9 protein-coding genes and 3 pseudogenes are annotated in these 26584 nt (G+C 67.9%); 9 read left to right on the forward strand and 3 right to left on the reverse strand.

Annotation, left to right across the window (positions count from 1 at the left end; translation table 11 throughout):
- Positions 1–462: 462 nt before the first annotated feature.
- Positions 463–858 (reverse strand): hypothetical protein, encoded by a 396-nt coding sequence (locus tag ACWF94_RS06045; protein ID WP_453485125.1) that lies wholly within the window; start codon positions 856–858, stop codon positions 463–465.
- 533 nt (positions 859–1391) lie between these two features.
- On the opposite strand from ACWF94_RS06045, the gene ACWF94_RS06050 reads away from it, so the two are divergent.
- The 8 genes and pseudogenes from ACWF94_RS06050 to ACWF94_RS06085 form a co-directional block, all read left to right on the forward strand.
- Positions 1392–2579 (forward strand): protein kinase domain-containing protein, encoded by a 1188-nt coding sequence (locus ACWF94_RS06050; protein WP_453485127.1) that lies wholly within the window; start codon positions 1392–1394, stop codon positions 2577–2579.
- A 143-nt stretch (positions 2580–2722) separates the two neighbouring features.
- The gene (locus ACWF94_RS06055; protein ID WP_453485128.1) at positions 2723–5887 is read left to right on the forward strand and encodes an SNF2-related protein; all 3165 of its coding nucleotides are present in this window, start codon (positions 2723–2725) and stop codon (positions 5885–5887) included.
- Positions 5887–11559 carry a hypothetical protein gene (locus ACWF94_RS06060; RefSeq protein WP_453485130.1) on the forward strand — a complete coding sequence of 1891 codons (5673 nt, stop codon included), beginning with the start codon at positions 5887–5889 and terminating at the stop codon, positions 11557–11559. The genes ACWF94_RS06055 and ACWF94_RS06060 overlap by 1 nt, the downstream gene beginning before the upstream one ends.
- Entirely contained in the window at positions 11556–18401 is a 6846-nt protein-coding gene (locus ACWF94_RS06065; RefSeq protein ID WP_453485132.1) for a DEAD/DEAH box helicase, read from the forward strand. The genes ACWF94_RS06060 and ACWF94_RS06065 overlap by 4 nt, the downstream gene beginning before the upstream one ends.
- Entirely contained in the window at positions 18401–20728 is a 2328-nt protein-coding gene (locus ACWF94_RS06070; RefSeq protein WP_453485133.1) for a UvrD-helicase domain-containing protein, read from the forward strand. The genes ACWF94_RS06065 and ACWF94_RS06070 overlap by 1 nt, the downstream gene beginning before the upstream one ends.
- Before the next feature lie 44 nt (positions 20729–20772).
- Positions 20773–20958 (forward strand): annotated as a pseudogene (locus ACWF94_RS06075) (hypothetical protein); the annotation flags it as partial.
- A pseudogene (locus tag ACWF94_RS06080) lies at positions 20919–21593 on the forward strand (SCO6881 family protein); the annotation flags it as partial. The pseudogenes ACWF94_RS06075 and ACWF94_RS06080, both read left to right, overlap by 40 nt.
- Before the next feature lie 1385 nt (positions 21594–22978).
- Positions 22979–23113, forward strand: a pseudogene (locus ACWF94_RS06085) (IS5/IS1182 family transposase); the annotation flags it as partial.
- Between the two features lie 86 nt (positions 23114–23199).
- Here ACWF94_RS06085 and ACWF94_RS06090 read toward each other — a convergent pair.
- Positions 23200–23379, reverse strand: a complete 180-nt coding sequence (locus tag ACWF94_RS06090; RefSeq protein ID WP_453485135.1) for a hypothetical protein — start codon at positions 23377–23379, stop codon at positions 23200–23202.
- Positions 23380–23616: 237 nt separating this feature from the next.
- On the opposite strand from ACWF94_RS06090, the gene ACWF94_RS06095 reads away from it, so the two are divergent.
- Positions 23617–24261 carry a hypothetical protein gene (locus ACWF94_RS06095; RefSeq protein ID WP_453485137.1) on the forward strand — a complete coding sequence of 215 codons (645 nt, stop codon included), beginning with the start codon at positions 23617–23619 and terminating at the stop codon, positions 24259–24261.
- Between the two features lie 578 nt (positions 24262–24839).
- Here the strand turns inward: ACWF94_RS06095 and ACWF94_RS06100 are convergent.
- Positions 24840–26584, reverse strand: a 1745-nt coding sequence (locus ACWF94_RS06100) for a helix-turn-helix domain-containing protein (RefSeq protein ID WP_453485139.1), incomplete at its 5' end; no start/stop codon positions are given.

Here is a 26584-nt window from a genome sequence, read left to right on the forward strand (position 1 = left end):
CGCCGGACTCGCCGACAGCATCCCTGACCGGTTGACCGAAGAGCATGCGGCTGACCAGCCCCCTTCAGCCAGCCGATCGCCGAACCCGTCCGCCGTGACCGGCTGCGAACCCGGGCCCGCAGCCGGCCCGCCCGCTCCACCAGCCCACGGAGGTTGCCCCTGAAGCACACCGCGCACAACCGTGTCCGGCTCGAGATCGCGCAGATCACACGCAACCTCCTCGCCTGGATGCCGATACTCGCGTTGACCGACCGGCACTCGGACCACCATCCTGCCCGCGCACGGCCACAGAGTGCGCAATGGGTCGTCGCCACCCTCGGCTGCCCGCCACGAATGAGCGTCAGGATTCGGTGGGCTCGACGGCCTCCTGTTTCACCAATCTGTCCCGCAGCTTCTTGGCAGCAGGTTTCACCTTTTTGTCCCAGAGAGGCTTGACATGAGGAGCGATGAGAATAGCGCCTACTACGGCCCGCTGATGGCCAAATTTTTCCAACTGAGCTGAGGGCCATCGTCACCACCACTACCGCTGTAGTCCACGATGGGCGTGTACTCGAGAATGGCCTCTTCTTCAGCGGGAGACCCTCCGGCCTCGAAACCTCCGGGATTGGCTTCCATATCAGCCTTAATCGCCGCTACCGTCTCCTCTCTCCAGGTACGAGTTTCCCAGTTTCGGTTGTACTGGGCATAGCCGCCAGTACCGCGTGAATGGTATTGCTCCTTCGCGTACTGCTGCCCCTTCTCGGTCAGCCCATAAGCGCCGGGGTTTCCGTCCAGGTAGCCGTATTCCTTGAGGAGCGCATTCATTTCTCGAGCAGTTCGGCCAAACTCCTCGCCCAGCACCCGTGCTGATTTCCCCATGGCTCAGCGCCCCCTCTTACACGTCGGCCGCACTCGGGCCGTCGCTGATGACATGGTGCGACGTTAGCGGCAGCACACTGCGCTGCGGGCTAGTTCTGTCAGACGCGTACCGCCTTCCCTGGGGCGCCGAGCAGCGCCCGGCCTTCAACGGCCCCAGCGGCCCCACCGATCCAGGAAGGAGCATCGCCCCATGACGACGAACGGCCCAGACCTCAAACCGCCTATGCAAGGAACCGAAGCGCCTGCACGCCTTCACCTGGACCGACCCGGCCGGCGCCTTCTGCCAGTCCGCCAACCTCGCCGAGCCCCATAGCGACACCCTCACCGCGGCGGGACCTGCGCGAGCGGACGGCGTTCGCCGACCTGCTTCGTGAGAACGTTGACTGACTCCCGTCGGGCCAACTCGTCCGCCCTTGACGTCTGCGCACGTCAAGGGCCAGAAACCCGCCCTTTTCCCGTAGCCGCAGGGATAGGGTGACCTTCGGTGATGGTGCAACACGGTGACGTGGTCACGAGAGGGTGACGCAGAGAACATGGCAGAGGTGCCCGCGCAGATCGGCCGCTACGTGGTCGAGCGCGAGCTGGGCTCGGGGGGCATGGGAGAGGTCTATCTGGCCTATTCGCCCGGCGGGGACCCGGTCGCGGTGAAGGTGATTCGACGGGACCGACTCGACCAGGCTACGCGCGCCCGATTCGAGAAGGAAGCGCTCATCGCGCGAACGGTCGTGGGTACGAATCGAGTGGCACGCTTCCTCGACGCCGATCCGTACGCCGAGCAGCCCTGGATGGCCGTCGAGTACGTCCCAGGACATACGGTTCAAGAGCAAGTACAGAGCCGGGGCACGCTCCCTACCCCGCTCGTCGCCAGCCTCGGCGCACTGCTCGCCGAAGGGCTCGAAGCAGTTCATAAGGTGGGCCTGCTCCACCGTGACCTCAAACCACAGAACGTCATGCTCAGCGAGTACGGTCCGATACTGATCGATTTCGGTCTCGGGGCCTTCGTCGACGCTGACAAGGACAACCTGACGCAGGCCGGGATGATCATCGGCACCATTCGATGCATACCTCCCGAGCAAGCGCTCGCCCGCACCAAGCCGAAAGAACCTGCCGATGTGTACGGGCTCGGCACAGTGCTGCTCTATGCGGCGACCGGCCACTACCCGTACGAGGGCGCGGACTGGCTCGGAATCGCCACTCAGGTGGCGGACGAGGAGCAGTTCCCAAATCTGGCCGGACTGCCTGATGCCCTCCTCCCGCTGATCACAGCGATGCTCGCGTACGCGCCGGCCGACCGGCCCATGCTGGCCGAGGTGACCCGGCAGTGTGTGGCCCTCGTAGAGGATGCGGGGCTGTCGGCGGCACAAGCCCGCCATGCACTGGTGAGTGCGACGACCTCCTCCGAGGACAGTGCCCGCGCGACGCAGAACAACGGCCCGTCCTCCTCGGTGTGGGAACGCATCGAACAGTTCACGGCCCCGGTCGGCGAGACCGGCACTGCGGACGAGGATGACCAGGACAGCCCGCTCGACCGTCCTCTCCCGGTCTCAGAAGGCGCCGGCGCTGAGGCGCCTGCGGATCTCACGAAAGACATCGTGCGGGAAACCGAGAAAACTTCCGATCCGGAGCCGCCGGCCCAGAAGCCGAGGCGAGGTCGGAGGCCGGCCTCTCTGACGGTTTCCGAGGACTTGCGGAAGCGGTACGCGATGCAGTCCGCGCTGTAGCTCGGCTCTCAGGCACATCGTCCGCCGGAGGCAATGTCAGCGCCCTGAGGTAAAACAACGGCAGACGATCGAGTCGCCGTACTTCACCTCGGGGCTTCTCCGGAGCACACGTGAAACAGCAGTATGAAGGAATGGAGCGGTACGTGACCAGCCTGACGGAGACCGGCGACGGTCAGGGCGCGTTCGACACGGAGGACACTGCGGACGAAGTCGTGGACTCCGCCGTCCCCGGCCCCACAGGTGCCGCCTCCCTGACCCGCCGGGCCAAGTACGCGCCGGGCGCGCAGGTCCGGGTCCGCGATGAGCAATGGCTGGTCAAAACCGTTACGCCGGTGGGTGACGAGGACTGGATGGTCGAGGCCACCGGAGTCTCCTCCTTCGTCCGCGGGGCCGACGCCGTCTTCTACGACAAGCTCGACCACATCGAGGCCCTCGACCCGAAGAAGACCCTTCTGGTCCCGGACGACTCTCCGAACCACCGCAAGGCCCGCCTCTACCTGGAGGCGGTCATCCGCAAGACCGCACTCCCGCAGACCGAGCACGGTCTCGCCCTGGCCGACAACTTCCTCATGGACCAGCAGACCCACCAGCTGCGCCCCGCCGAGCTGGCCTTGTCCAAGGAGAATCCGCAGCCGCGGGTTCTGATCGCCGACGTGGTAGGGCTGGGAAAGACCCTGGAGATCGGTATCCTGCTCGCCGAACTCATCCGCCGCGGGCGCGGCGAGCGCATCCTGGTGGTCACTCCGGCGCACGTCCTGGAGCAGTTCCAGCGCGAGCTGTGGACCCGCTTCTCCATCCCGTTGGTCCGCCTGGACTCCACCGGTATCCAGCGCATCCAGCGGGACATCCCGGCCGGCCGCAACCCGTTCGCGTACTTCAAGCGCGCGATCATCTCCGTGGACACCTTGAAGAGCGACGTCTACGCCCACCACCTGGAGAACTCCCACTGGGACGCGGTGGTCATCGACGAGTCGCACAACCTGGTCAACCGCGGCACCAAGAACAACGACCTCGCCCGCGCCCTGGCCGAGCAAAGCGACGCGCTGATCCTCGCCTCCGCGACGCCGCACAACGGTGCGACGGAGTCCTTTGCCGAGCTGATCCGGATGCTGGACAAGACGGCGATCGCGAACACGTCGGAGTACGAGGTGAAGGACCTCGGCCACCTGTACATCCGGCGGACCAAGACCGACCGCGAGGTCCGTGACTCCCTCAAGGGCAAGTGGGCCGACCGCGGACCGTCCCGGCCGGTGGTCTGCGAGGCCGGGGCGAAAGAGCGGGCAGTCCTGGAGGAGCTCGCCGCGCGATGGACACCGCGCGATCCAGCCGCTTCCTCGGTGTGCGCGGACACGATGGTGGCCTACAACCTGCTGAAGTCGTTCCTGTCCTCGCACCGGGCCTTCCAGGACTCGGTCGCGGCGCGGCGGAAGGTCCTGGAGGCTCCCCTCAAGATCAGGAGGGGGCAGGATCCGGCGGCCCGCGAGGCCGAGCGCCGTATCGAGCGCGAGGCCATCGTGGATCTTGAGCGCCTTGCCACCGACATCAGCGACGACGACTCCGCGAAGCTCGACGCCCTGGTCCGCGAGCTGAAGGAGATCGGTGTGGGTCCGGGGTCGGACCTGCGGGTCGTGGTCTTCTCGGAGCGCATCCCCACCTTGAAGTGGCTTGCCGAAGTGGTCCCGCCCAGGCTCGGTTTCCGGGCCGGGACCAAGCTGGAGGAGTCCGTGGCGGAGTCGAAGCCTTGGCTGGCCTACGGCGGCGCGGTCCAGGTCATGCACGGCGAGGCCAGCAACGAGGACGAGCAGAAGGACATCGTCTCCAAGTTCGGGCTGAAGACCGACCCGGTCCGCATCCTGTTCACCGGCGATGTCGCCTCCGAAGGCGTCAACCTGCACCAGCAGTGCCACCAGTTGATTCATTACGACCTTCCGTGGTCGCTGATCCGCATCGAGCAGCGCAACGGCCGTATCGACCGTTACGGGCAGAGCAAGGCTCCTCAGTTCCGGGCCATGGTCCTCACCGGCGATGTGGAGTGGCGTACGGGTGAGAAGGGCGAGCCGCTGCATCTGGACGACCGCCTGGTGGGCTCCAAGCTCCTGGTCCGTGAGGAGGAGGCGCACCGGATCGAGGGCTCGGCGGAGGCCGTCACAGGCATCTACCGGGCAAAGGAGGAAGAGGACCGCCTGACGCGAGACTTGATCTCCGGGCGGACGGTCGAGGAGTCCATCAAGAAGTCCAGCGGCGGCGCGAAGGCGATGCTCGGCCGGCTGATGGGCAACGTCGGCGCCAAGAAGCCGACCGACGACGTGCCTGCCGCCACGGTGCCGAGCCTTTTCGGCGCATCGGGTTCCACGGCCGCCTACTTCGACGAGGCGTTGCGCCAGACATACTTCCCCGACAAGCCGGAGAACGTGCTCAAGCTGCGCCGTGAGGACGACGGCACGATCGCCTTCGAACCGCCGCCGGACCTGGTGTACCGGCTGAAGTCGCTGCCCAAGTCGTACCTGACCGACCAGGGCATCCTGCCGACCCCGAAAAAGGAGGGCCGGCTGCGGCTCACCTTCGACAAGGGGCTCGCCGCCAAGCGTCTGGAGGTCGCCCGGGAAACCACCGAGAGCCAGTGGCCCAACGTCAGTTATGTGTCGGACGTCCATCCCGTCCTGGACTGGGTGACCGACAAGGCCCTGGCCGCCCTGCGGCACGACCAGGCGTTCGTCCTCGCCTACACCCCCGATGTCGAAGCAGCCAGGAAGCTGGACGCGCGGCTGCCGGCCGATCTTGCCGGTCCGGTGTATCTGGTCCAGGGCATCCACTCCAACGCGGTGGGCCGCCCCACCGTTGTGGAGTGGATGGCCGTCGTCGGTCTGCCGAGCGCCCCGCGCGTCCTGCGGATCGACGACGCCTTTCTCGCCGCGTGCAATGTCGGCCCGAAGATGCCCGGACGCGCCACCCCGGCCGACCGGGAGGGGCTCCAGACGCTGGTGCCCGCGGCCGTCGACGCGGCGACCGGGTTCCTCACCGACCGGGCGGCGGAGTACAAGGAGGCGATCGACGCGGTGCTCGCCCCTTCCGAGAAGCGGGTCGCCCAGTGGCAGCAGGACGCCCTGTTCGCCGCCTCGGCCCGCTCGCAGAAGGCCAAGCAGGACGTGAACCTCACGGCGAGCCGCCGCAAGTCCATGATCCGGTCGTTGCGGACCTCCGGAGCGCCGATGCTGCGCCTGCTCGGTGTCCTTGAACCGCTGTCCGCGACACCCGCCGAAGTAACCGATGTATCCGCTGCGCCTGTTGCCGGAGAGACGACCGCCTGATGAGTACCGACTTCGACTCCTTCTCCAACCGCGGCGAGTATCTGTCCGCGTTCTACTTCGCCGAGCAGCTCGGCGACGGCCTCAAGAAGGGCGTCTTCGCCGCCTGGGCCAACCGGGAGAGCGACGAGCACGACCCGCGCCCCACGGCGCGCGAGTCGGTGCGGGCACTGCGCTCGACGTACCTGGGCGAGAAGTACCGAGGCTTCTTCGCCGAGCAGGCCAAGGCCGACGAGCAGGATGACGAGTACCCGGACGCTGCGGCCTTCGAGGCCCGCCTCAACACCTACGGGGACGAGGAGTGGTGCGAGCGCGTTCGGGACTGGCACCGGCAGGTCCTTGCCGCGCTCGGCTTCCCCTCCGTCTCAGCGGAACCCACCGCACGGACCCTGACCGTGCACCGCGCCGGGCGCGAGCACGAGGTGGCCGTGGCCTGGCACGGCGACGGCATCGTGGCACTGGACTGTGGCTGGTCTGCGAGCAACGACACAGTGCTCGATGCGGGCGGGTACGGCCGTCTGCTTCACCCACTGCGGGCGGGCAGTGGTGAGAGTTACGAGAGCGGGCAGGGGCTCGCCACCTGGTTGTTCCAGAGCGAGCTGGGTGAGGAGGGCGGCGCGGCCCCGCGGTTCGTACTGCTCCTGTGCGGCGGCGTCATCGTCCTCGCCGACCGGCATGCCTGGGGCGAGGGCCGCTATCTCTCCGCAAACCTCGACGCCGCCCTGGAGCGCAACGACCGCCGCCAGCACGGCGAACTCGCCACGATCGCGGGCCTGTTCAGCCACGACGTACTCGCACCGGCCGAGGACGGCAAACCGCCGGCCATCGACGCGCTGGTCAAGGCGTCCCGCGACAACGCGGTCGGAGTCTCCGGAGAGCTGCGCGAAGGACTCCAGAAGTCCGTCGAGATCATCGCCAACGCGGTCCTCGAACGCCTGGATGAGTCCGGGCTCGACCCACGCGACATCGAGCGCCCGGACCTGACATTCGCCCGGCAGCTCACCCGGGAGTCGCTGCGCTACCTCTACCGCATCTTGTTCTTGCTGTACGCCGAGGCCCGTCCCGAACTGGGCATCCTGCCCGCAGACGACGGCTCCTACGAGGCCGGCTACTCGATGGCGCGCCTGCGTGAACTGGTGGAGCGCGACGAACTGTTGACGGAGGAGACAGCTCGTAACGGATTCCATCTGCACGCCTCGCTGGACGTCCTCTTCAAGAAGGTCAACAACGGCTACCGACCCTATGGCACCGAGCCGAACGACGCCCTGCCCGGCGACGACGAGGACACCCGGCGACGCAAGGCGAAGTACCGGAGCGAGGACCGCGGACTGCGCTTCGAGCCCCTGCGCAGCGAGCTCTTCGAGCGTGAATCCGTCCGCCTCATCGGCAACGAGACCCGCGACCCGCGCAGCGACGAGGACAACGAACCACGCTGGCTGGATCTGCGGCCGCGCAACAGCGCCCTGCACGAGGTGCTGCGTCTGCTGACCCTGAAGAAGGCCGAACGTGCCGGGGGCCGGGCCGGGTTCATCTCCTACCGCAACCTCGGCATCAACCAGCTCGGGGCCGTGTACGAGGGGCTGATGTCGTACACCGGCATCATCGCCGAGGAAGAGCTGTGCGAGGTCGCCAAGGGCGGCGACCCGGCGAAGGGCTCCTGGCTGGTGCCCTCGCAGCGGCTCAAGGAGTACCCCGAGAACACCTGGGTGACGTACGACGACCGGGACGCGGTAAAGGGACTGCGCGGCCCGAAGAAGTACCCGCCGGGCCGGTTCGTGTACCGCCTGGCAGGCCGTGACCGGGAGACGTCCGCCTCGTACTACACACCCGAGTCGCTGACGAAGGTCACCGTCGAGCTGGCGCTCAAGCACCGGCTCGACCAGGAGCGGGACGCCGATGGAAACATCGTCAAGACGCGTGCCTCGGAGCTCCTCAAGTACCGGATCTGTGAGCCCGCGCTGGGCTCGGGGGCATTCCTCAACGAGGCGATCAACCAGGTCGCCGAGGAGTACTTGCGGCGTCGGCAGGACGAGCTGGGCGCCTCCGTGCCGACGGGCGACGCGCTGACGGAGAAGCAGAAGGCCAAGGCGTACATCGCCCTGCACAACGCCTACGGCGTGGACCTCAACGCGACCGGCGTCGAGCTGGCCGAGGTCTCCATGTGGCTGAACACCATGCATCCCGGGATGCGGGCCCCGTGGTTCGGGCTGCATCTGCGGCGCGGCAACTCGCTGATCGGCGGGCGGCGGGCCGTGTACGCGGCGGGGGACGTGGCCCCGCTGAAGGGCAAGGCCCCCTGGCTCAACGCCAAACCGCTCGCGCCGGAACCGCTGCCGTTCCTGAAGGACGGGGCCGAACAGCCGCTGCCGGACGGGGCTGTGCATCAGTTCCTGCTGCCGACACCGGGGTGGGCGGCGGTCACGGTCGCGAGCGGTGACGCGAAGAAGCTGCTCGTGCAGCTGGCCGAGGGTGGGGTGAAGGATCTCGCGGAGTGGAAGAAGGGGATCCTGAAGACACCGGCACGGCGGCTGAACAAGAAGACCGGCGAGCCGATCCTCGACCGGAAGTCCGGCGACGAGGCGGCCTCGCAGTACACGCGGCTGCGGGATGCGGCGCGGCGGGCGGAGTTCCTGTGGTCGCTGGTCGTGAAGCGGATGGAGCTGTCGGAGCGGGAGATCGCCCGCAGCATCGATGTCTGGGGCGCGGACACGAAGGACGAGGAGTTCGCCTTCCTGCGGCGGGGCGAGCGCAGTTTGGATGCCGCCGCCGTCCGGATGTCGAAGGAGAAGGTGTACGCGGACTTGTTCCGCGCGGCGGGAACCCCGTACTGGCGGCTCAAGCGCGTCATGGACGCGTGGTGCGCGCTGTGGTTCTGGCCGGTGGGCAAGGCGGGGCTGCTCGACGGGTCGGACGACGTGTATGCGGGTGCGCCGGTGGTGGGGAGTGAGGGCGCGGGCAGCATCGGTGACCTGATCGAGGCGATGTCCGCGACGGTGGTACCGGAGGCTGGGGTGCCACCCGTGGAGGCTCCGTCGCCCTCTGAGACCGGGATGACCACCCCGCCTCCGTCCCCGCCCATGCCCACGAACGCACCGCGGTTCGTGGAGAACACCATGCTCTTCGCCATGGAGGGCGACCAGATCTCGATGTCTGACGTCGAGGCGTCCTCCGACGGTGTGGTCCACGTGGAGGTCAAGGAGGTCGGCCCGTCCAAGACGACGGTGAAGACCAGGAAGCAGCCCGCCCCTGATCCCTCCCGACCCGCCCGCCGCCCGCTCATCGCACTGAAGGACCTCGACGACTGGCTGGACTTCCTGGAGGCCATGCTCGGCCGTGGACCGGTCCCGGACGCCGGCTCACTCATCGGGTCCCTCAACACCCTGGAGGAGCTCAGCGAGTACGAGCAGCTCATCCAGGACGAGACCGAGATGGACATGGACCAGCGGGAGCCTGAAGCGCGCTTCCCATGGATGGGTGCCGTCCGTGACATCGCCGAGGATCAGGGGTTCCTGCACTGGGAACTTGAGTACGCGCTCGTCTTCGCTCAAGGCGGCGGGTTCGACCTTCAGGTCGGCAACCCGCCGTGGGTACGTCCCCGTTGGGACGAGTCCGGAGTTCTCGCGGAGCACGAGCCTTGGTTCGCGCTGGAGGAGCGGGCGTCCACATCCGCAAAGGACAAGCGTCGCTCGGAACTGCTCGGTACGCCACGAATCAAGCAGTATGTGCAGGGCGAGATCACAGACGTCGTCGCCCAGGTCGGCTTCTTCGGCTCCTCGCAGGTGTATCCGCTGCTAACGGGGACCCAGCCGGACCTCTACAGGGCCTTCATGTGCCAGGCGTGGGATCACAACGCTGCCGCAGGCACCACGGGTTTCCTGCATTCCGACACCCACTTCACGGGTGACAAGGAAGGGGCGCTCCGGGAGGCTGCATACCGGCGGCTTCGAATTCACGGCGACTTTGTCAACTCCGGACAGCGATTCTTTCCCCGTCCCGTTGGCGACGGCACGCATTTCGGCGTGAACATCTACGGCGACGCCAAAGAGATCGGCTTCGACCATCTCTCCTGGCTGGTGTCGGCAGACGCCCTGCGGTACTCGTCCGACCACGACGGCTCGGGCGACGTACCCGGAGTTCGATACAAGAACGCCGAGTTCGATGAACGACCGCACAAGGCTCGCGTCGTGCATGTCGATGAAGACCTGCTCGCTGTGTGGCAGCGCCTGCTCGACGACGAAGGGCAGCAGCCCGTACAGCATGCGCGCCTCCTCTTCCCGGTCAGCACTGGGGAAGCTTCAGCCATCAGCGCCCTGGCGGACTACCCGGTAAGGCTGGGGACTTTCACGCCGCAGATCTCTCGCGGATATGACGAGAGCGGGGCGAAGAAGGACAACCTGATCGACTACAACCGTCCCGACAGCACCACGGGGGACCCGTACCAGCCCGATCGCTGGCGGCACGTTATCCTCAAGGGCCCCCAGTTGAGTGTTGCCACCCCGGTGTTCAAACGCCATGACGCCAACAGCAATGACGCCTACGGCGCGGACCTGATGAATCTCCCGGTGGACTTCGTGCCGGACACCGCATACGTACGGGCCGAGGGACGGTCCCAGGAGTACCTCGCGGCGCAGGACCGCTGGATCGATCACCGGGCGCTCGCACGACTCCGGTCTGATGAGAAGGCTGTGGCACGGGCACGTCAGCAGGTCGCCCGCGCGAATTCCGTGCCCGACGCGAAGGTGGATCCTGAGAAGGTAGACGCACTTCTCGTGGACCGGGCGCGGCGAAGGTGCACAATATTCCCTCGGCTTGCCTGGCGAAGGATGGTCTCGCCGAACAGTGAGCGTGCCTTGTACCCCGCTCTGGTTCCTCCGGGCACTTCACACGTCGATGCCGTCCATAGCCTAGCCATGCCTGAATCCCGGATGACTGCACTGGTAGCAGGTTTTTGGGCCTCAGTACCGCTGGACTATTTTCTGCGTGCAACTGGTCGCGGAGATCTCCGCATTGCTGGCGCAAAGGCTATGCCCTCCCCAGTGCCCGGCCATCCTTTGGCGCCTTCCCTCCTTCTCCGCACTCTCCGCCTCAACTGCCTCACGCGTGCCTACGCACCGTTGTGGGCGGAGCTCTACGACCCCACGTGGGCGGCGTACGAGCCCTGGGCACGCGTATGGGATGACCTTCCGTCGCTCCACGAAGTCAACCCGACCTGGAATTCGGATACCCCCCTCCGCTCCGAGCGCGCCCGCCGCTCGGCTCTCGTCGAGATCGACGCCCTCGTCGCCGTCTGGCTCGGCATGGACGCCAACGCCCTGATCGCCGCCTACCGGGGCCGCTTCCCCGTACTCCAGAAGTACGAGGCCGCGAGCTGGTTCGACGCCGAGGGCTGGAAGCTGGCGAGTTACGCCCGCACGATCGGGCGGCGTCAGACGAAGGATTCGTGGGCCCAGTTCGAGGAGTACATGGCCGACCCCGCCTTCAAGGCCCACCAGGCCGACCCCGCCAACAATCCCGCCCCCGAAGTCCCCGTCCCCGACGGCTACACCGCCCCCTTCTACAAGGCCGAACGCGAGACCGAAATGCGCGAGGCCCACGCCTACTTCCAGAAGCGTCTCGACGCCGCCGTCGAGGCCGGTAAGTGGGACCCGGTCACACAGGAGGTGCCCAAGCCGTGAGGCCAACGCTCGAGGCACAGGGGCTCAAGGAGAGCCTGCTGCAGTACCTGTCCACCACATACGCGCTGACCGACGAGGGCGCGCGGCAAGCGCTGCACCGGTTCCTCGGAGACGAGAACTCCGGGATGTTCCGGGGGCCGTTCCTCCGCGTGCGTACGCCGTTCGTCGCGGCCAACGCGTCCTGGACCAGGTATCTCGACTGGCGGCGGACCGACGGCTGGACACCGTACGCGCACCAGGCGAAAGCCTTCGAGCGGCTGTCCTCGGCGGGCGGTCGTACGCCGAAGCCCACGCTGGTGACAACCGGTACCGGCTCCGGCAAGACGGAGTCGTTCCTCTATCCCGTATTGGACCACTGCGCCCGCGAGCGGGCGGCCGGGCGGGCCGGGGTCAAGGCCGTGCTCCTGTACCCGATGAACGCGCTCGCCACCGACCAGGCCCAGCGCATCAACGAACTCCTCTGTGAGCACGAGGCGTTGAAGAAGGTGAGGGCCGGGCTCTACATCGGTGACAAGGCGGCAACGCACTACGACCGGGTGTACACGCGCCGGTCGGACATGCAGATCTCGCCGCCCGACATCCTGATCACGAACTACAAGATGCTGGACCTGCTGCTCCAGCGGGCCCAGGACGCCCCGCTGTGGGCGGACGCGGATATCCGGTACGTGGTCGTGGATGAGTTCCACACCTACGACGGCGCGCAGGGCACGGACGTCGCGATGCTCCTGCGCCGCCTCGCCTCGGCGGTCGGGGTGGCGGAGAAGGGCCGTCCGCTGGGTCGGATCTGCCCGGTGGCGACCTCGGCAACGCTCGCCTCCGACAGCACGGACCAGGACGGGGTCCGCCAGCTGCTCGACGTCGCGACGCAGGTATTCGGTACGGAGTTCGACGTGTCCTCGATCATCGGGGAGCACCGGCAGACGGTGGACGAGTTCGTGCCGCCGAGCGGCTTCGATCCGATGCTGCCGATCCCGGTCCCGGACGAGTTGGCCACCCTCCCTGACCCCTCACTCGGCAAGGAGGAGTTCCTCGAACTCGTCGAGGCCGTCACCGGCACCCGCGAGACCGACCCGCTCGTGCTCGGCGGCCTGTTGAAGAAACACATGCTGACCTCGGCGGTGATGCATGCCCTGGACGGGCAGGTGCGGACCGTGCCCGAGGTGCTGGACCTGATGTGGCGGCGGGGCGCGTTCTCCTGGGGGCAGGCGATCACCCGGCAGCCGGAGGTGGCCGCATCCGCGCTGGCCCGCCTGGTGGCGCTGCTCTCGGTGGCTCGTGATCCGGCCTCCACGCCCGAGCGGCCGCGGCCCTTCGTGCAGGTCGAAGTGCATCAGTGGGCGCGGTCGGTGTCGCGGGTCGTGCGCGGTGTGCTGCCGTGGCCCAAGGCCGAGTTCCAGTGGGACTCGGCCGGTTCCGCCCACCACTCGGGCGAGCAGCCGACGCGTACCGCCCCGGTGACGACGGCAACCGCGGGCGCGGCGGCGAACCTGTTTCTGCCGGCCGTCTACTGCCGTGACTGCGGCCGTTCGGGCTGGGCGGTGTTCTCCCCGGAGACCGACGACGCGGACGTACAGGTCGACACGCACAAGATCCGGCGAGCCTCGGTCAGCCAGGACAAGATGCGGGTCCGGAACCTGATCGCGGCCACCGAGAAGGAGGCCCAGGAGGGCTCCGGTGCCGCCCCGATGGAAGAGGCCGGGCGCGGTGCGGGCCGCGGCAGCACCGCCCTCGCGGCCACCAACGCCGGGCAGTTGCGTGTACTGGACGGGCCGAGGCGCCGCCTGCGGCTGCCCGATCCGGTCGAGGACTACGACCAGGAGACCGGCGCGCCCCGGCTGGCGGGCTCCGACTCTACCTTCGTCCTCGTCTACCTCGGGGACACCGCGACCACCGCCGCAGAGGACGACTGGTGCCCGGCCTGCGGCTCGCACAACGCGATCCGCTTCCTCGGTACCGGTGCCGCCGCCCTCGCCGCCGCCTCGGTCACCCAGTTGTTCACCGGCGGCGAGATGGACGGGGCGCAGGGTGAGGACAAGACCCTGATGTTCAATGACTCGGTGCAGGATGCCGCACACCGGGCCGGATTCGTGGCCAGCCGCTCGTACACCTTCTCCCTGCGCGCACTGTTCAAAAAGCACCTGTCGGAGGAGACGCCGACCGCACTGCACGACCTGATCGCCGACGTGGTCGCGGCGACCACCGACCGCGAGACCCTTGCCGCCGTCGTCCCCACCGACCTGCACGACTTCAAGGGCGTCAAGCGGCTCCTGTCCGGTCAGGGGCGAGGCGGGGACAAGAAGACCTGGGAGCTGATCGGCGAGCGCTTCGCGTTCGAGGCGCTGATGGAGTTCGGCTTCCGCTCCCGCAACGGCCGCACCCTGGAACTCACCCGCACCGCCGCCGCCCACGTGCGCATCGAGGACCCCGCCGCCGCGATCGTACTGGTCAAGGCCGCGCACACCGAGCCGTACGGGCGCGGCGGGCTGCCGGTCATCGAGCAGGAAGACGCCCGCTACCTCGGGTTCCTGCGGATCTTCCTGGAGCGGCTGCGGACCCGTGGCGCGATAGGTCACAAGTGGCTGGAGGGGTACCTCTCGGAGGCCGGTACCAGCCGGTACTTCATCTGGGGCAAGCGGCCTCCCGGTATGCGCGCCTTCCCCAAGGGCATCGCGGCCCCGGTGTTCCTGCTCAGCGCCCCCAAGACGAGGAGCGAGTTCGACTTCGCGACCGGCCGTCTCTCCTGGTACGAGCGGTGGGCGCAGCGCACGCTCGGGCTGCCGCGAGAGCAGGCCGCGGAGTTCTGGTCGCGGCTGCTGCCCGCGCTGGTCGAGGCGGGCCTGCTCTCGGTGCGCACTCCGACCGACAGCAGCCTGCGTGTCTACGGTCTGAAGCCGGGCGCGATCGACGTACAGCTGTTGAAGGACGCCGAGGTGAACGAGGCGTTTGTGCGCTGCCCGGACTGCTTCTGGGAGCAGACCGTCCACCCCGGCCTCCTCGTGCAGTGGGACGGGCAGCGCTGCCCGTCCTACCGTTGCCGCACCGGCCTCCTCGTCGCGGGCGACCGGCCCGAGGGGCTCGGCAAGCACCAGCGGGACCGTAACTACCGCGAGGACTACTACCGCAGGCTGTACCGGAAGGCGGGCACGTACCAGGTCATCACGGCTGAGCACACGGGCATGCTGACCCGGCCGGAGCGGGAGCGGGTCGAGGCGGCGTTCAAGGACGGCAGCGGGTTCAAGGATCCCAACGTGCTGTCCTGTACACCGACGCTCGAAATGGGCATCGACATCGGCGACCTGTCGGCCGTCGTACTCGCCGCACTGCCGAGGCGCGCTGCCAACTACGCCCAGCAGGTGGGCCGGGCCGGGCGCCGTACCGGAAACGCGTTCCTGCTGACCATCCCCGACCGCAGCCGCCGAGACCTGTACTACCTGGAGCAGCCGCGCGAGATGATCGCCGGGCAGATCGTGCCGCCGGGCAGTCACCTGTCGGCCATCGAGATCCTGCGCCGCCAGTACCTCGCACACCTCCTCGACCTCGCCGCGCGGGGCCGGCTTTCGCGCACTGACGGCCGTCCGCTGCCCGCAGTCGTACGGGACGCTCCGGCCCTCTTCGGCCCATCCGGATACCTCGCCGATCTCGTCGAAGCGGCGCTCGCAGACGCCTCGAACCTGGTCGAGGGGTTCCTGGACCTGTTTCCCGTCGGCGTCAACGAACAGGCCGCCGACGACCTGCGGGCCTTCGCCGGGCGCGGGCTGCGCAGCGCGGTGGAGCGGGCCGAGCGACAGTGGCTCCACGCCGAGGAGGTGCTGCGGCGTCGGCTGCGGTACATCGCGGAGGCCCGCGACGAACTCCACGACACCGAGGACGAGCAGCGCGACCGTAAGGCCGAACTCGACGCCGAACACCGGGCGCTCGGCAAGCGCTTGAGCAAGCTCGGGCTCATCACCGCACAGCAGGCCCTGTGTGATCTCGGGCTGCTGCCGAACTACGCGCTCATCGACTCTGTCACCACCCTCAACGCAACGCTGTACTGGGTCGACGATATGGATCCGAACACCGGCCGGGACCGCTTCGACTCCAAGATCCGCTCCTACGACCGGCCCCGGCGCTACGCCCTTTCCGAACTCGCTCCCGGCAACACGTTCTACGTCAACGGCTACAAGCACGAGATCACCGGCATCGACATCGGCAGCCCCTCTCAGCCGGACTGGAGGGCCTGGCGGTTCTGCCCGGAGTGCGGCTACGTCCGCACCGAGGACGCCAAGGACGACCGCTCGCCATGCCCGCGCTGCGGCAGCACCGGGATCGCGGACGACGGTTCCTGCCTGCACCAGGTCATCGAGCCCACGACCGTCACCTCCCGCGACAAGCGCGAGGACGCCCGTATCGGCGATGACAAGGACGACCGGGAACAGCGCTACTACACCATCATCGATGCGGTGGACATCCCCCGGGAGGAGATCAAGCACGGCGCGTCCTGGCGGCACGCCCACCACACCTTCGGCGTCGACTACTGCCGCAAGGCGGTGATTCGCCGCATCAACGTCGGCCCGATGCGGTTCGACAGCCAGACCGAGGACGAACTCGCCGGGCAGGACGTCCGCATGGCCCCGTTCCACGTGTGCACCGCGTGCGGGGCGGCGACCGCCGACGGCAAACCGGTCTTCGATCACGCCACCGACGCCTTGGACTCCTCGGCCGCCCGCAACCCGAAGGTCAAGCACCACCAGCCGTGGTGCCCGCTGCGGCGTGGGAAGAAGGCCGCTACCGTGCCCCAGCAGCCGGTGCTCCTCGCCCACCAGCTGAACACTGAGGCGCTGCGGGTGCTCCTTCCGGCGGCCACCGTACTCGTCGAGGAGAAGATCTACTCCTTCAAGGCCGCACTGCGGCTCGGCGTCGACCGGCAGTTCGGCGGCGACCCCGCGCACCTGGACACCACGCTGGCCCGTATGCCCGACCAGGCCACCGGCGAGAAACGCCACTTCCTGGTGCTCTTCGACCGGCTCCCCGGCGGCACCGGATATCTGGACCGGCTGACCGACCCCGGCGACTTCAAGGAGATGCTCCTCAAGGCCCGTGCCGCGCTCCTCGCCTGCCCTTGTCAGGATGAGGGCCTGCGGGCCTGCCACCGCTGTCTGCACCGCTACACCGAGGAACGCCACCAGGACGCCGTCTCACGCCACGAAGCCCTGGAGATCCTCGGTGACCTCCTCGGCCCGGTCGACGAGAACGGCGAGCCGCTGCGCGACGCCGACGGTAACCCCGTCAACGGGTGGGCGGTCACCAAGGTGGCATCCACAGAATTGATCGGCCTGGACAAGCAGGTCGAGTCCGACCTGGAGGCCCGCTTCCTGGCCGCCCTGCGCAAGTGGAGCGAGAACCAGGACGACGCCGCACTCGACGAGAGTGGAACGAACAGCGGATACCTCCGCTTCACCGGTTCCACGGCCAGTGCGGGACAGGTCGCCGATACCGGGTCCGTACGCTCGACCGGCTGGCGACTCACCGCCCAACGCAGCATGGAGCACACCCGCACCGACTTCACCTTTGAATCCACCGACGGCCCCCGCCGGCTCGTCACCGTCTACCTCGACGGCCACAGGTACCACGCCAGCCGCAAGCACAACCAGATTGCGCCCGACTGCACCAAGCGCAACCACCTGCGGGCCGACGGGCACATCGTCTTCCAGATCACCTGGGACGACCTGGAGCTCTTCGAAAAGGGCGACGCCGCCAAGGCGCAGCCGGTGTGGCCGCCCTACCGGCGCATCGGCCAGGACACCGCCAAGGAGTGGTACGAGGAGTTGGGCGGCGACCGCGCCCACTTCTCGGCCGCTGTGTTCGCCAATCCCATCGACACGCTCCTCGCTTACCTGCGCCAGCCCTCCCGTACCGCATGGGGGCGGCGGGCCAAGGCGCTGGTCGGCGGGCTGATGAGCGCGCCGGAGCCGCTCGTCCAGCAGGCCGACCGGGGGCAGGCACGCGAAGCCGTACGGGCCGCCCTCACCGCCCTCGGCCGCGGTCAGCCGCCGGGGCAGGAAGCCGGGGAAGGCGACGGAGCGATCCTCGTCCTGCACGCCGTGGACGAAAACGGGCTGCCGCTGATCTACACCGTGGATGCCTCCGGCCAGGAGCCGGGTTGGAGCGCCATCGCCGTACTCGACGACCGCACCGCGAGCCTGGGCACCGCCGAGCACAAGCTGATGTGGCGGTCCTGGCTGTACTGGTCGAACCTGCTGCAGTTCCTGGCCTTCGCCGGCGGCGACGGCATCCAGCTCGCGAGCAGCCAGGCCGCCGACTACCCGGTGGAGGTCCTCACCATCGGCGGCGGGGTCGGCGAACTCGAATCGCTGATCGTCCAGCGGAACCCGGCTGCCGACGAGGTGAGTTCGGTGGTGGACAGCCGCACCGCGGTACTCGCCGGTGCGGCCGACGCCGAATCGACGGAGGAGTCCTCCCTGGAGAAAGTGGTCGCCGGCGTCCTGCGGGACCGGACCTGGGACGAGGACATCATCGAGCTCCTTGAGGAGGACGAACCGGAATCCGACCTCACCCGGCTGGCCAAGAAGATCGCCGCCAAGGGCAAGAAGGCCCCAGTCTTCGGCTACGAACTGGGCGAACGGGGCTGGCAGACGGACTTCGCCTGGACCGATTCCCAAATCAAGATCGCCGTCGTCGTGGCCCCGGACACACACGGATCCCAAGCCGAGGAAGAGCGCCGCAAACGCGACGAGGCATACGCCGCCGACGGCTGGACCGTACGTACCGCCACCGACTGGCTCGACCACCTCGACACCCTCCTGACCCTCCTCCCCGACACGGAAGGCTCCAACTCCTGATGACCGCCCGGCTCAGCCTGTACGAAAAGGCCGAACACGAGCTGTACAAGCTCGACCGCTCGGTCAAGGGCAAGTTCTACGACTTCTGCCACCGATTCCGGCAGAACCCCGACCACCCCGGCCTCGACCTCAAGCCCCTCAAGGGCGACGGACGGGTCTTCCGCGCGAAGATCGACCAGTCCTACCGGGCCCTCCTCGCCAAGGCCGGTGTGGACGAGCACGGCCAGGAACGGTGGCTCGTCGTCGCGGTACGCCACCGCAAGCACGTCTACGAAGAACTCTCCGTCGCGATCAACCGCGTCACCGGTGAGATCGAGTTCGTCGATCTGTCCGTCGTCGGGCAGAGCGTGCTGCAGCGCGCCGGCGTCACCCTCACCCCGGTCGACCCGACGCCCGAGGCCGAGCTCCAGCAGCCGGCGCCGACCCCGGAGGTTCACGAGTCGGTCGCCGTAGAGCCCGCCGCACCGCTCCTCTCCGGGATCACCGGCGAGGACCTGCGCTCGCTCGGTGTGGCCGCACAGCTCATCAACCTCGCACTCGCCGTCACCGAGAGCGGCGAGCTCGACCAGCTGGTCTCCGGCGCCCCGCTCCTGACCAAGGACATCCTCTACGGCCTCGCCGCCGGGATGTCCATCGACGAGGTCCGGCGCGAGATCACGGCCCCCGTCGAGGTCGACCTCGCCGACACCGAACACGACGACCTCGGCGCGGCGCTGGCCCGCACCACCGTCACCACCATCGACGACGACCTCCGCGTCGTACTGGAAGAAGGCGACTTCCGGGCCTGGAAGGTCTTCCTCCACCCCGCCCAGGCCAAGCTTGTCGACCGTCGTTACAACGGTCCCGCCCGGGTCTCCGGCGGCCCGGGAACCGGCAAGACGATCGTTGCCCTCCACCGGGTCAAGCACCTGGCCCAGCAGCTCCCTCCCGGCCACAACAAGCCCATCCTGCTCACCACCTTCACCACCAACCTCACCGTCGATCTCCGCGCCCGCCTCTCCTCCCTCCTCGAACCCGACCTCGTCGCCCGCGTCGAAATCACCAACATCGACAAGCTCGCGGCCCGCGTCCTCAACGAGAACTCACTCAGCGGCAGTGGCAAGCAGCGCATCTACGACAGCGTCGCGATCGGCATCCTCCAACGCCTCCTGTTCGAACTCGACGAGAAGCGCTGGGAGCCCGAGTTCCTCTACGAGGAATGGGAACAGGTGATCCTCGGCCAGTCACTCGGCAACCGCAAGGCGTACTTCGACGCCCGCCGCGCAGGCCGCGGCCGGTCCGTCAGCCGCCCCGAACGCGCCCAGATCTGGAAGATCCTCGAGCAGTTCACCGCCCGCCTCGACAAGGAGAACCGCGAAACCTGGGGCCAGGCCGCCGAACGCGCGGCCCGCTTCGAGATGGAACGCGCCGCCAAGATCAAGGCCAGGCAGGACCGTAAAGACGAGGTCGGCGGCAAGGACCTCATCCACCGCGACGACAGCTCCGGCATGCGCTACATCGCCCACCGCTACCAGCACGTCGTCGTTGACGAGGCCCAGGATCTGCGCCCCGCCCACTGGAAAATGCTCCGCGCAATGGTCGCCCCCGGCCCCGACGACATGTTCATCGCCGGCGACACCTACCAGCGCATCTACGACCAGCAGGTCACTCTCGGCACCGTCGGCGTCAACATCCGGGGCCGCTCCTCCCGCCTCACCCTCAGCTACCGCACCACCAAGGAGATCCTCGCCCGCGCGCTGCAGGTCGTCGACACCAAGGGCAACGCCCCCGCCTACGACGACCTCGACGACGGCACCGACACCCTCGCCGGCTACCGCTCCGTCCTTCGCGGCCCTGTCCCCGAACTCGCCCCCTGCGACACCTGGGACGACGAACTCACCCAACTCGCCACCACTCTCCACGCCTGGCGCGAGGAACTCACCTCCGGCGACGGTGGCAACAACCCGCGCCGCGACCCCCGCGGCAATATCGCTGTCTGCGTCGCCGACCGCGACTCCGTCAACCAGGTCATGTACTACCTCGCCACCGAGGCCGGCATCACCGTAGCCGAACTCACCAAGGACGGCGTCAAGGGCGACGGCGAAGTCCACGTCGGCACCATGCACCGCTTCAAGGGCCTCGAATACCAGAAGCTCGCCATCGTCGGTGCCCGAGACGGTGTCATCCCCCGCACCGCAGTCATCGACCGCTACAGCGAATCCGACCCCCAGCGCTACGCCCGCGAGGAACGCAAGGCCCGCTCCCTCCTCTTCGTCGCCGCCACCCGCGCCCGCGACACCCTCCGCATCAGCTGGCACGGGGCACCGAGCCCTTATATTTCCCGATAGTGAAAAACGAAGGCCTGCCCGGCGGGGGCGCAAAGGCTGTTCCTCATGAGCAGTCGATCGCCTGGACGGGGTCGCCCGCCAGCGGTGCGGAGAGCCGTTCCGTCACCCTGGCGGTGCAGGGCCGACCAGACCATCCCTGCGCGCTGGTCGGCGTCATGCCGTCCGTCGCGCCCGGACCCCCGGTCCTAGAATGCAGGGACGACCATGGGGGGTCTGTGACTTCCCGCTGATGGACAAGGTGTGCGGCGCCGTCGGCTTCGCCACCAACCCCGCCGGAGCCGTGACCGACGGCATCGGCGCGTGGATCGCGAAGCCAGGCGGGCGAACTGACAGCCAGCGCGGCGGATCTCGCCGCTGACGCCGTCAACGCGACCACCGCCATCGATCTCAACGCCGGATGGTTCCGGGACTACTACGAGCTGCTGTTGCACATCGGGCTCGCTGACCGTCGGCACGTTCTGCATCCAGCTGATGTTCGCGACCTGGCGGCGGGACGCGCGTGCCCTGGCTCAGGCCGCGATCGGCACTAACAGGCGTCCTGTTCAGCTTCTGCGCCATCGCCTTCATCACCGTCGCCATCACCGTGGTCCACGCCCTGTCTGCTGATCTGTTCCAAGCGGCCAACACCTCAATCGACGACGCGATCCGGCGCGTATTGAAGGTCAACCGATTGGGGGCGAAGTACGGCCTGGGCTGGGGCGTCCCAGCTCTGGTCGCCCTGGGCTGCGCGATCGGCGCCTCCCTGTACTGAGGCGTGATGGTCGCCCGGAAGGTCGGCGTTCTCATCATGGTCGCGCTCGCTGTCTTCGCCGGGGCTGGCGGCGACTGGGAGGTCGCCAAGGGTTGGCGGCGCGGCTGGATCGAGCCACCGCCCCCACCTTCGCCCGCCGAGCCCGAGCGACGGGCCGCTCGCTGTACGGCGTCGGAATCTGGGACTTCCGGCTGCATCAACGGGCATGGCCGTGAAAGAGCCGAAAGGCTATTTGCGCAGTTCAGCTGCCTAGCCACGGCAAGCAAAGCGGGTCGCAGACCTGGCTGGTCTCTTCCGGGACATTTGAGCGGGACGATCCGGCTCGGTGCATCACTCGTTGTCGCACCACCACTTCAGGAAGGGCGCTACCGCCCACAGCGCTGCCGAATGACGGCTGCATGCACCCTTCACGCGGAGTGAACGCCCCCGCTCGGCCGACGACCGACACCGAACCCCGACGCTCGCCTGAGCCCTCTTTCTCTTGACGCTCATATGACGCTCGGGGCCCGGAGATCGCCGCAATCGCGTACATCAAATAGCCTCTGACCTGCACCTATCTTCAACCAGACCCAACCGACCTCTTCCCGATGACGCACCATGTGGAGTGCGTGGCGATCCTTGAACCGGCCGCGAAGGCGCCTGACCTGCGGGTTTAGGTGGTGTGCGTTGTGGGCGCTACGGGCGATATCCTGACGCTGAAATGACGCTCTCCGAGGTGTCTTGACGCTCATTTGAACGCTCGTTCTGATGGAGCGTCAGGCGGATTGTCATGCAGGTCGGAGCACGTCGGGCGGCGGGTACGAATGGAGCGCGACGGTCGGCGACGCTCAGCGCGGAGCTACTGAGTCCTGCTGGGCGAATGTCCCAGAAGAGATCAGTGGGCGCCGTGACCTGCCGTGATGGGCGCGTGGTGGCTGCTGAGCTGCGCGAATGGGCTTTCGGTTGATTCACGCTCGTGCCGGTTGATGGGGCCGGAAGTCCCAGAAAGGTCCCAGAGGACTCCCGCGGCTGACCGACGCCCCTTCGGCTGTGCTCGCGGTAAGGCAGCGCGGCGTGGGCCGGAGCTTGTGCACTGGTGGTCGGCGCCTTGATCGAACGGCAGCACGGGCTCCCCTGACCCCCTGCCGTCGACGAGGGCGCTCGGAACGCTGAGGGCAAGTGGCTGGCGTTCGGCCGATGCCTTGCGGGATCGTTGGCTCCTGATGATCGACGACAACTCTACGGTCGCTGGCGGCGGTGAGCCGGCGGAGCCCGCCAAGCCTCGGTCGGCCCATAGCGAGCGGCCCGTCGCGCGTGCCCGGCGGGCGAAGGCGCGGGAACTGATCGAGCGGCTCATCGCCGAGGGGCGCGTCCGGATCACTGATCCCGATGACGACGAGGTCGCGGAGTGGCGTCGCGTTGTCAATTACGCAAAGAGGCACGGCCTGGAGCCCGCAGGCAAACGCATCGAGAAAGTCCCGTACGGCGGACCGGGGCCGGCCGCGTCCTCACCGAGCGGACGTGCACCGGTCGAGCACGGCTTCGCCCACCTCAAGAACTGGCGGACCCTCAGCAAACTCCGCACCAAGCCCGCCCGCGCCACCCAGCTCCTGTGCGCCCTGCTCGTTCTAACCAACCTCGAAGTCAACCGCTGACAGACGGTCTTCTCCGCAGACAGTCGCCCATGACCAGCGGGAGCACCCCGAGAGCCGGTCACACCAGCCCCTTTGATCTGCCGATTTCAAGTTGGCGGGGGCTCAGTGGTGTCCACCGCGGTCCATCGGTTGATCAGCGGATGCGGGTTGGTGGTCACTGGCCAGCGGTGGTGACGTTCACGGAGCCACGCGGAGGCGCAGCGGTCGGTGAGCAGCAGCCGGCGGATGTCGGTGCCGCTGAGCGGGTGGTCGCAGATCAGCGCCACTACGAGCGCTGAAAGTCGTTGTGCGCATGGCTGAGGACGCCGGCCAGTCGGTCCGATGGTACGGAAAGGCGGGGTCTTGTTGATCCCGGCGAAGACGAGGCCGCGGGTGGGATCGCGACGGGCGGTGCCTGGTCAGTTGCCGAACCATCACGCTGCGCCCTCCCAGGGCGATAGCGTGACCGGTGCTGATCTGCATGATGACGGAAGGGGGGTTCGTGACCGGGGCGGAGGAGCTGGATGACTGGGAGGTCCGGCACCAGCAGGCATACAGGGAGGGGCACGTGGGCGCGGGTGCGGCGGCTGTCGTGGGCGCTGACGGATCGGTACATCGGCTACGACCCCGGGGACATCGAGCGGATCGAGGAGGAGGGCGGGATCGCCGACGCCGACCCGGGTGAGGAGAGGCTGACCCGGTGGATGCCTGCGACGCTGCTCCTGGCGCTGGCGGTCTGGCGTGCCGCGCGGGACGCCGATGTCCTGGTCGACGACGTGCCGCTCGATCAGCCGCTGTGGTGGCTGGACGGTGCCCGTCACCAGGAGCTCTACGCCGAGCCGCTTCCCGCCTGGCAACGAGCCGTGCCCGGAAATTGGGCCAGAGCCCGGCAGCGCGAGGATCTCCTGGAGTCAGCCCGGCGGGTTGTGACCTGGCACCTGCTGGAGGACCTCCGGGAGAGCGCCGCGGTCCGCGACACGGCCGATGTGCCCCTGCTGCTCGGTGACCGGCGCCGGGCGCTGGCCTCCGGCCCGTACCGTGACGGCCACCGACCTCGATGGGCCGGCACCGTCGATCACGCGGTGCGCGGCCTGACCTGGGCCTCGAACGAACTGAGTGCGGGCCTGTGGTCACCAGGCCACGCTGCCCGGCAGACCGCCGCCGCATGATCTCCCTCTCGTCCTCCTCGGAAACGACGGTCCGGCCGCCCACGTCCGCCCGCCCGACGGCCGGCTCGGCGACATACCGCCAAGTGAACCCCATGATGGCGTTGCGGGCGGCGCTCTCGGCCACCTGGTACCGCGCGGCCCGTTGCGCGATGCTCACGCTGCCGCCGCGGTACTCCCGGCGCATGACGGCCACAGCCTGGGGAGTCAGACGTGCGTAGGACCGGTCAGGCTCTCCCGCAGGCGCTGGAGGGGTGAGCGGAGGCGGATCGGTGACGGAGCGCCACGTCCATCCGTAGACGGCGCTCGCCACCGCGTTCCACGTCAGTCCCAGGCTCTGGGCGGAGCCGTTGACCGTCGTGCGGCCAGCCGCAGCTGGGCGACGAGGAGGGTCGTCAGCCGGGCACCACGCGCAGCCGAGGCGGAGGAAGGAAACATCAGCTACTCCAGGGAAAACGGCAGTAGACGCTGGTGCTGCGACCCTCTGGGGCAATCCGCAGACCTGGCCGCAGCGCGGCAGATGTGAGCACTGAGCCACGTCGAACCCTTCGACGCCTCACCGCCAGCCATGCACGAGCTCGTTAGGCGCCGCAGGGTGCGCCCCTCCCGGTCTTCCCGCGCCCGGCGGCCTCCCGCAAGGCGTACTCGGGGGTCATCGAGAAGACTCGGCGGTAGGAACCGCTGCCCGCTCCCATCTTGTTGAAAGCCGTCACCCGGAAGGGGCGTCCATTGTTGTCGATGGCCACCACCTTGCGTTCCTGGCCGATCAAATAGGTGACCAGGAGCTGAAAAGCGACGAAGCTTCTTTTTGTCACCGCTCGCACCGCAAGGGTCTCCTGCCCCTTTCCCTCCAGGTCGATCGTCCTGCTGTAGAAGAAGGGTGGGCCGACTTCTTCCATTGTCGCGTCCGTCGAGCGGGCGACCGGCTTCGCGGTATCCAGATCGAAGAGCATCTGCATATTTGGGCCGCCTGCTTGAGGGCCGACGCAGAAGAGGGTTCCGGACCAGGGGCTGCCGCGCTCCACGATGTCGATTTCAATGTTCACGATCTTGATCTTCTGATTCCGCTCATTGGTCAGGAGGATGCTCGACGTCACTGACTCGACCTCGATGGCTTCCGCCGAGTTTCTCACGATGTTGAGATATTTCTGAGTGCCGACCGTGTAGGGAGTGGAGAGAAATCTGCGCTCGCTCGGTGAGGGAATGAATTCGTCCTTCGAGGCTGCGATCAGACCCTTGTCCGGCTGATCGAGGAGTTCGGTGTACACCGCGATGTTCCGGTCGACGCCTTCCTGCCGTCCGCCATCCGCGCCGCGACGGTCGTCCTGCACCGTCACCGCACGATATCCATACAGAAGGCCGAGACCCATCGAGAAGGCCACGGCGCCCACGATCAGCATGCGGACGGCGCGGTGGGGGCGAGTGGATTCCGGCGGGGTTCTTGAAGCGGCGGCCGGGGGAGCGTCCGGAGAGGCCGTATCAGGTCCGGCCGAACTGTCCTCGATCGGGGTCGGTTCGGCCCGGTCGGGGTCGTTCCGCTTCTCTCGCGCCTTCTTCGCGGCGACCCATCGGATACGGCACTCGTCTTCGAATCCGCCGTCGCCGGAAATGGCCCTGACGAGCTTCTGGGCATTGTCGTACGAGGGTAAATGCCTTCCCCCGAAGGCATTCGAAATGGTGGACGTGGGTATGCCGGTCCTCCTGCGGAGATTCTCGTAGGTCAGCCACTCGTGGCCGGCACGCACTTCACGCAGCCACTTCGCGAATTCTTCCTCGGCCCTGCTCGCGCTGCCGCCCATCCCCCACCCCCGACGCTCCGAAAAGGTACTGCACCCTACCGGCGGAGGTCCGAGCCCGTCCGAGGTTTGCCGGACTCGTCCGACCCGCTCGATCCGATGTGCCCCGGCGCTGCTGACTGAAGGCGTTTCCGCCTCCGCGCCGGGCAGTGCGCGCTGCCTCCGCGGACAGCCTTCGAGGAGAGCCAGTCCATGAGTCGACGGCGCCGTGCGCACCGACCTCCCGCTTTTCCCTGTTCCGCCGCCGAAATGATCGACTTCCTCAAGAGCCGGGGATTCCGTATGGTTCGCGATGGCACGCATTGTGTCCTTCGTGGTGGAAATGGCCGGACGGTGAGCGTGCCCAATCATGCGCAGATAGCAAAAGGGACCCACTATCAGATCCTCCGGAGCGCGCTCGATCCGTCGTAGTGATGCCGGGGTGATCGGCCCGTGCGATCGGCCCGTGCGATCGGCCCGTGCGATCGGCCCGTGGCGCGGCGCGGACCCGCCGGATCGAATAGGGCCGGGGCGGTAGTCTATCCGGCGGG

Source organism: Streptomyces sp. NPDC055078 (assembly GCF_053607985.1).

What these genes read in the sequence shown, in the direction of transcription:
- ACWF94_RS06045 (WP_453485125.1), bottom strand. Translation starts at nt 858, where the DNA reads ATGGGGAAATCAGCACGGGTGCTGGGCGAGGAGTTTGGCCGAACTGCT.
- ACWF94_RS06050 (WP_453485127.1), top strand. Translation starts at nt 1,392, where the DNA reads ATGGCAGAGGTGCCCGCGCAGATCGGCCGCTACGTGGTCGAGCGCGAG.
- ACWF94_RS06060 (WP_453485130.1), top strand. Translation starts at nt 5,887, where the DNA reads ATGAGTACCGACTTCGACTCCTTCTCCAACCGCGGCGAGTATCTGTCC.
- ACWF94_RS06070 (WP_453485133.1), top strand. Translation starts at nt 18,401, where the DNA reads ATGACCGCCCGGCTCAGCCTGTACGAAAAGGCCGAACACGAGCTGTAC.
- ACWF94_RS06095 (WP_453485137.1), top strand. Translation starts at nt 23,617, where the DNA reads ATGACTGGGAGGTCCGGCACCAGCAGGCATACAGGGAGGGGCACGTGG.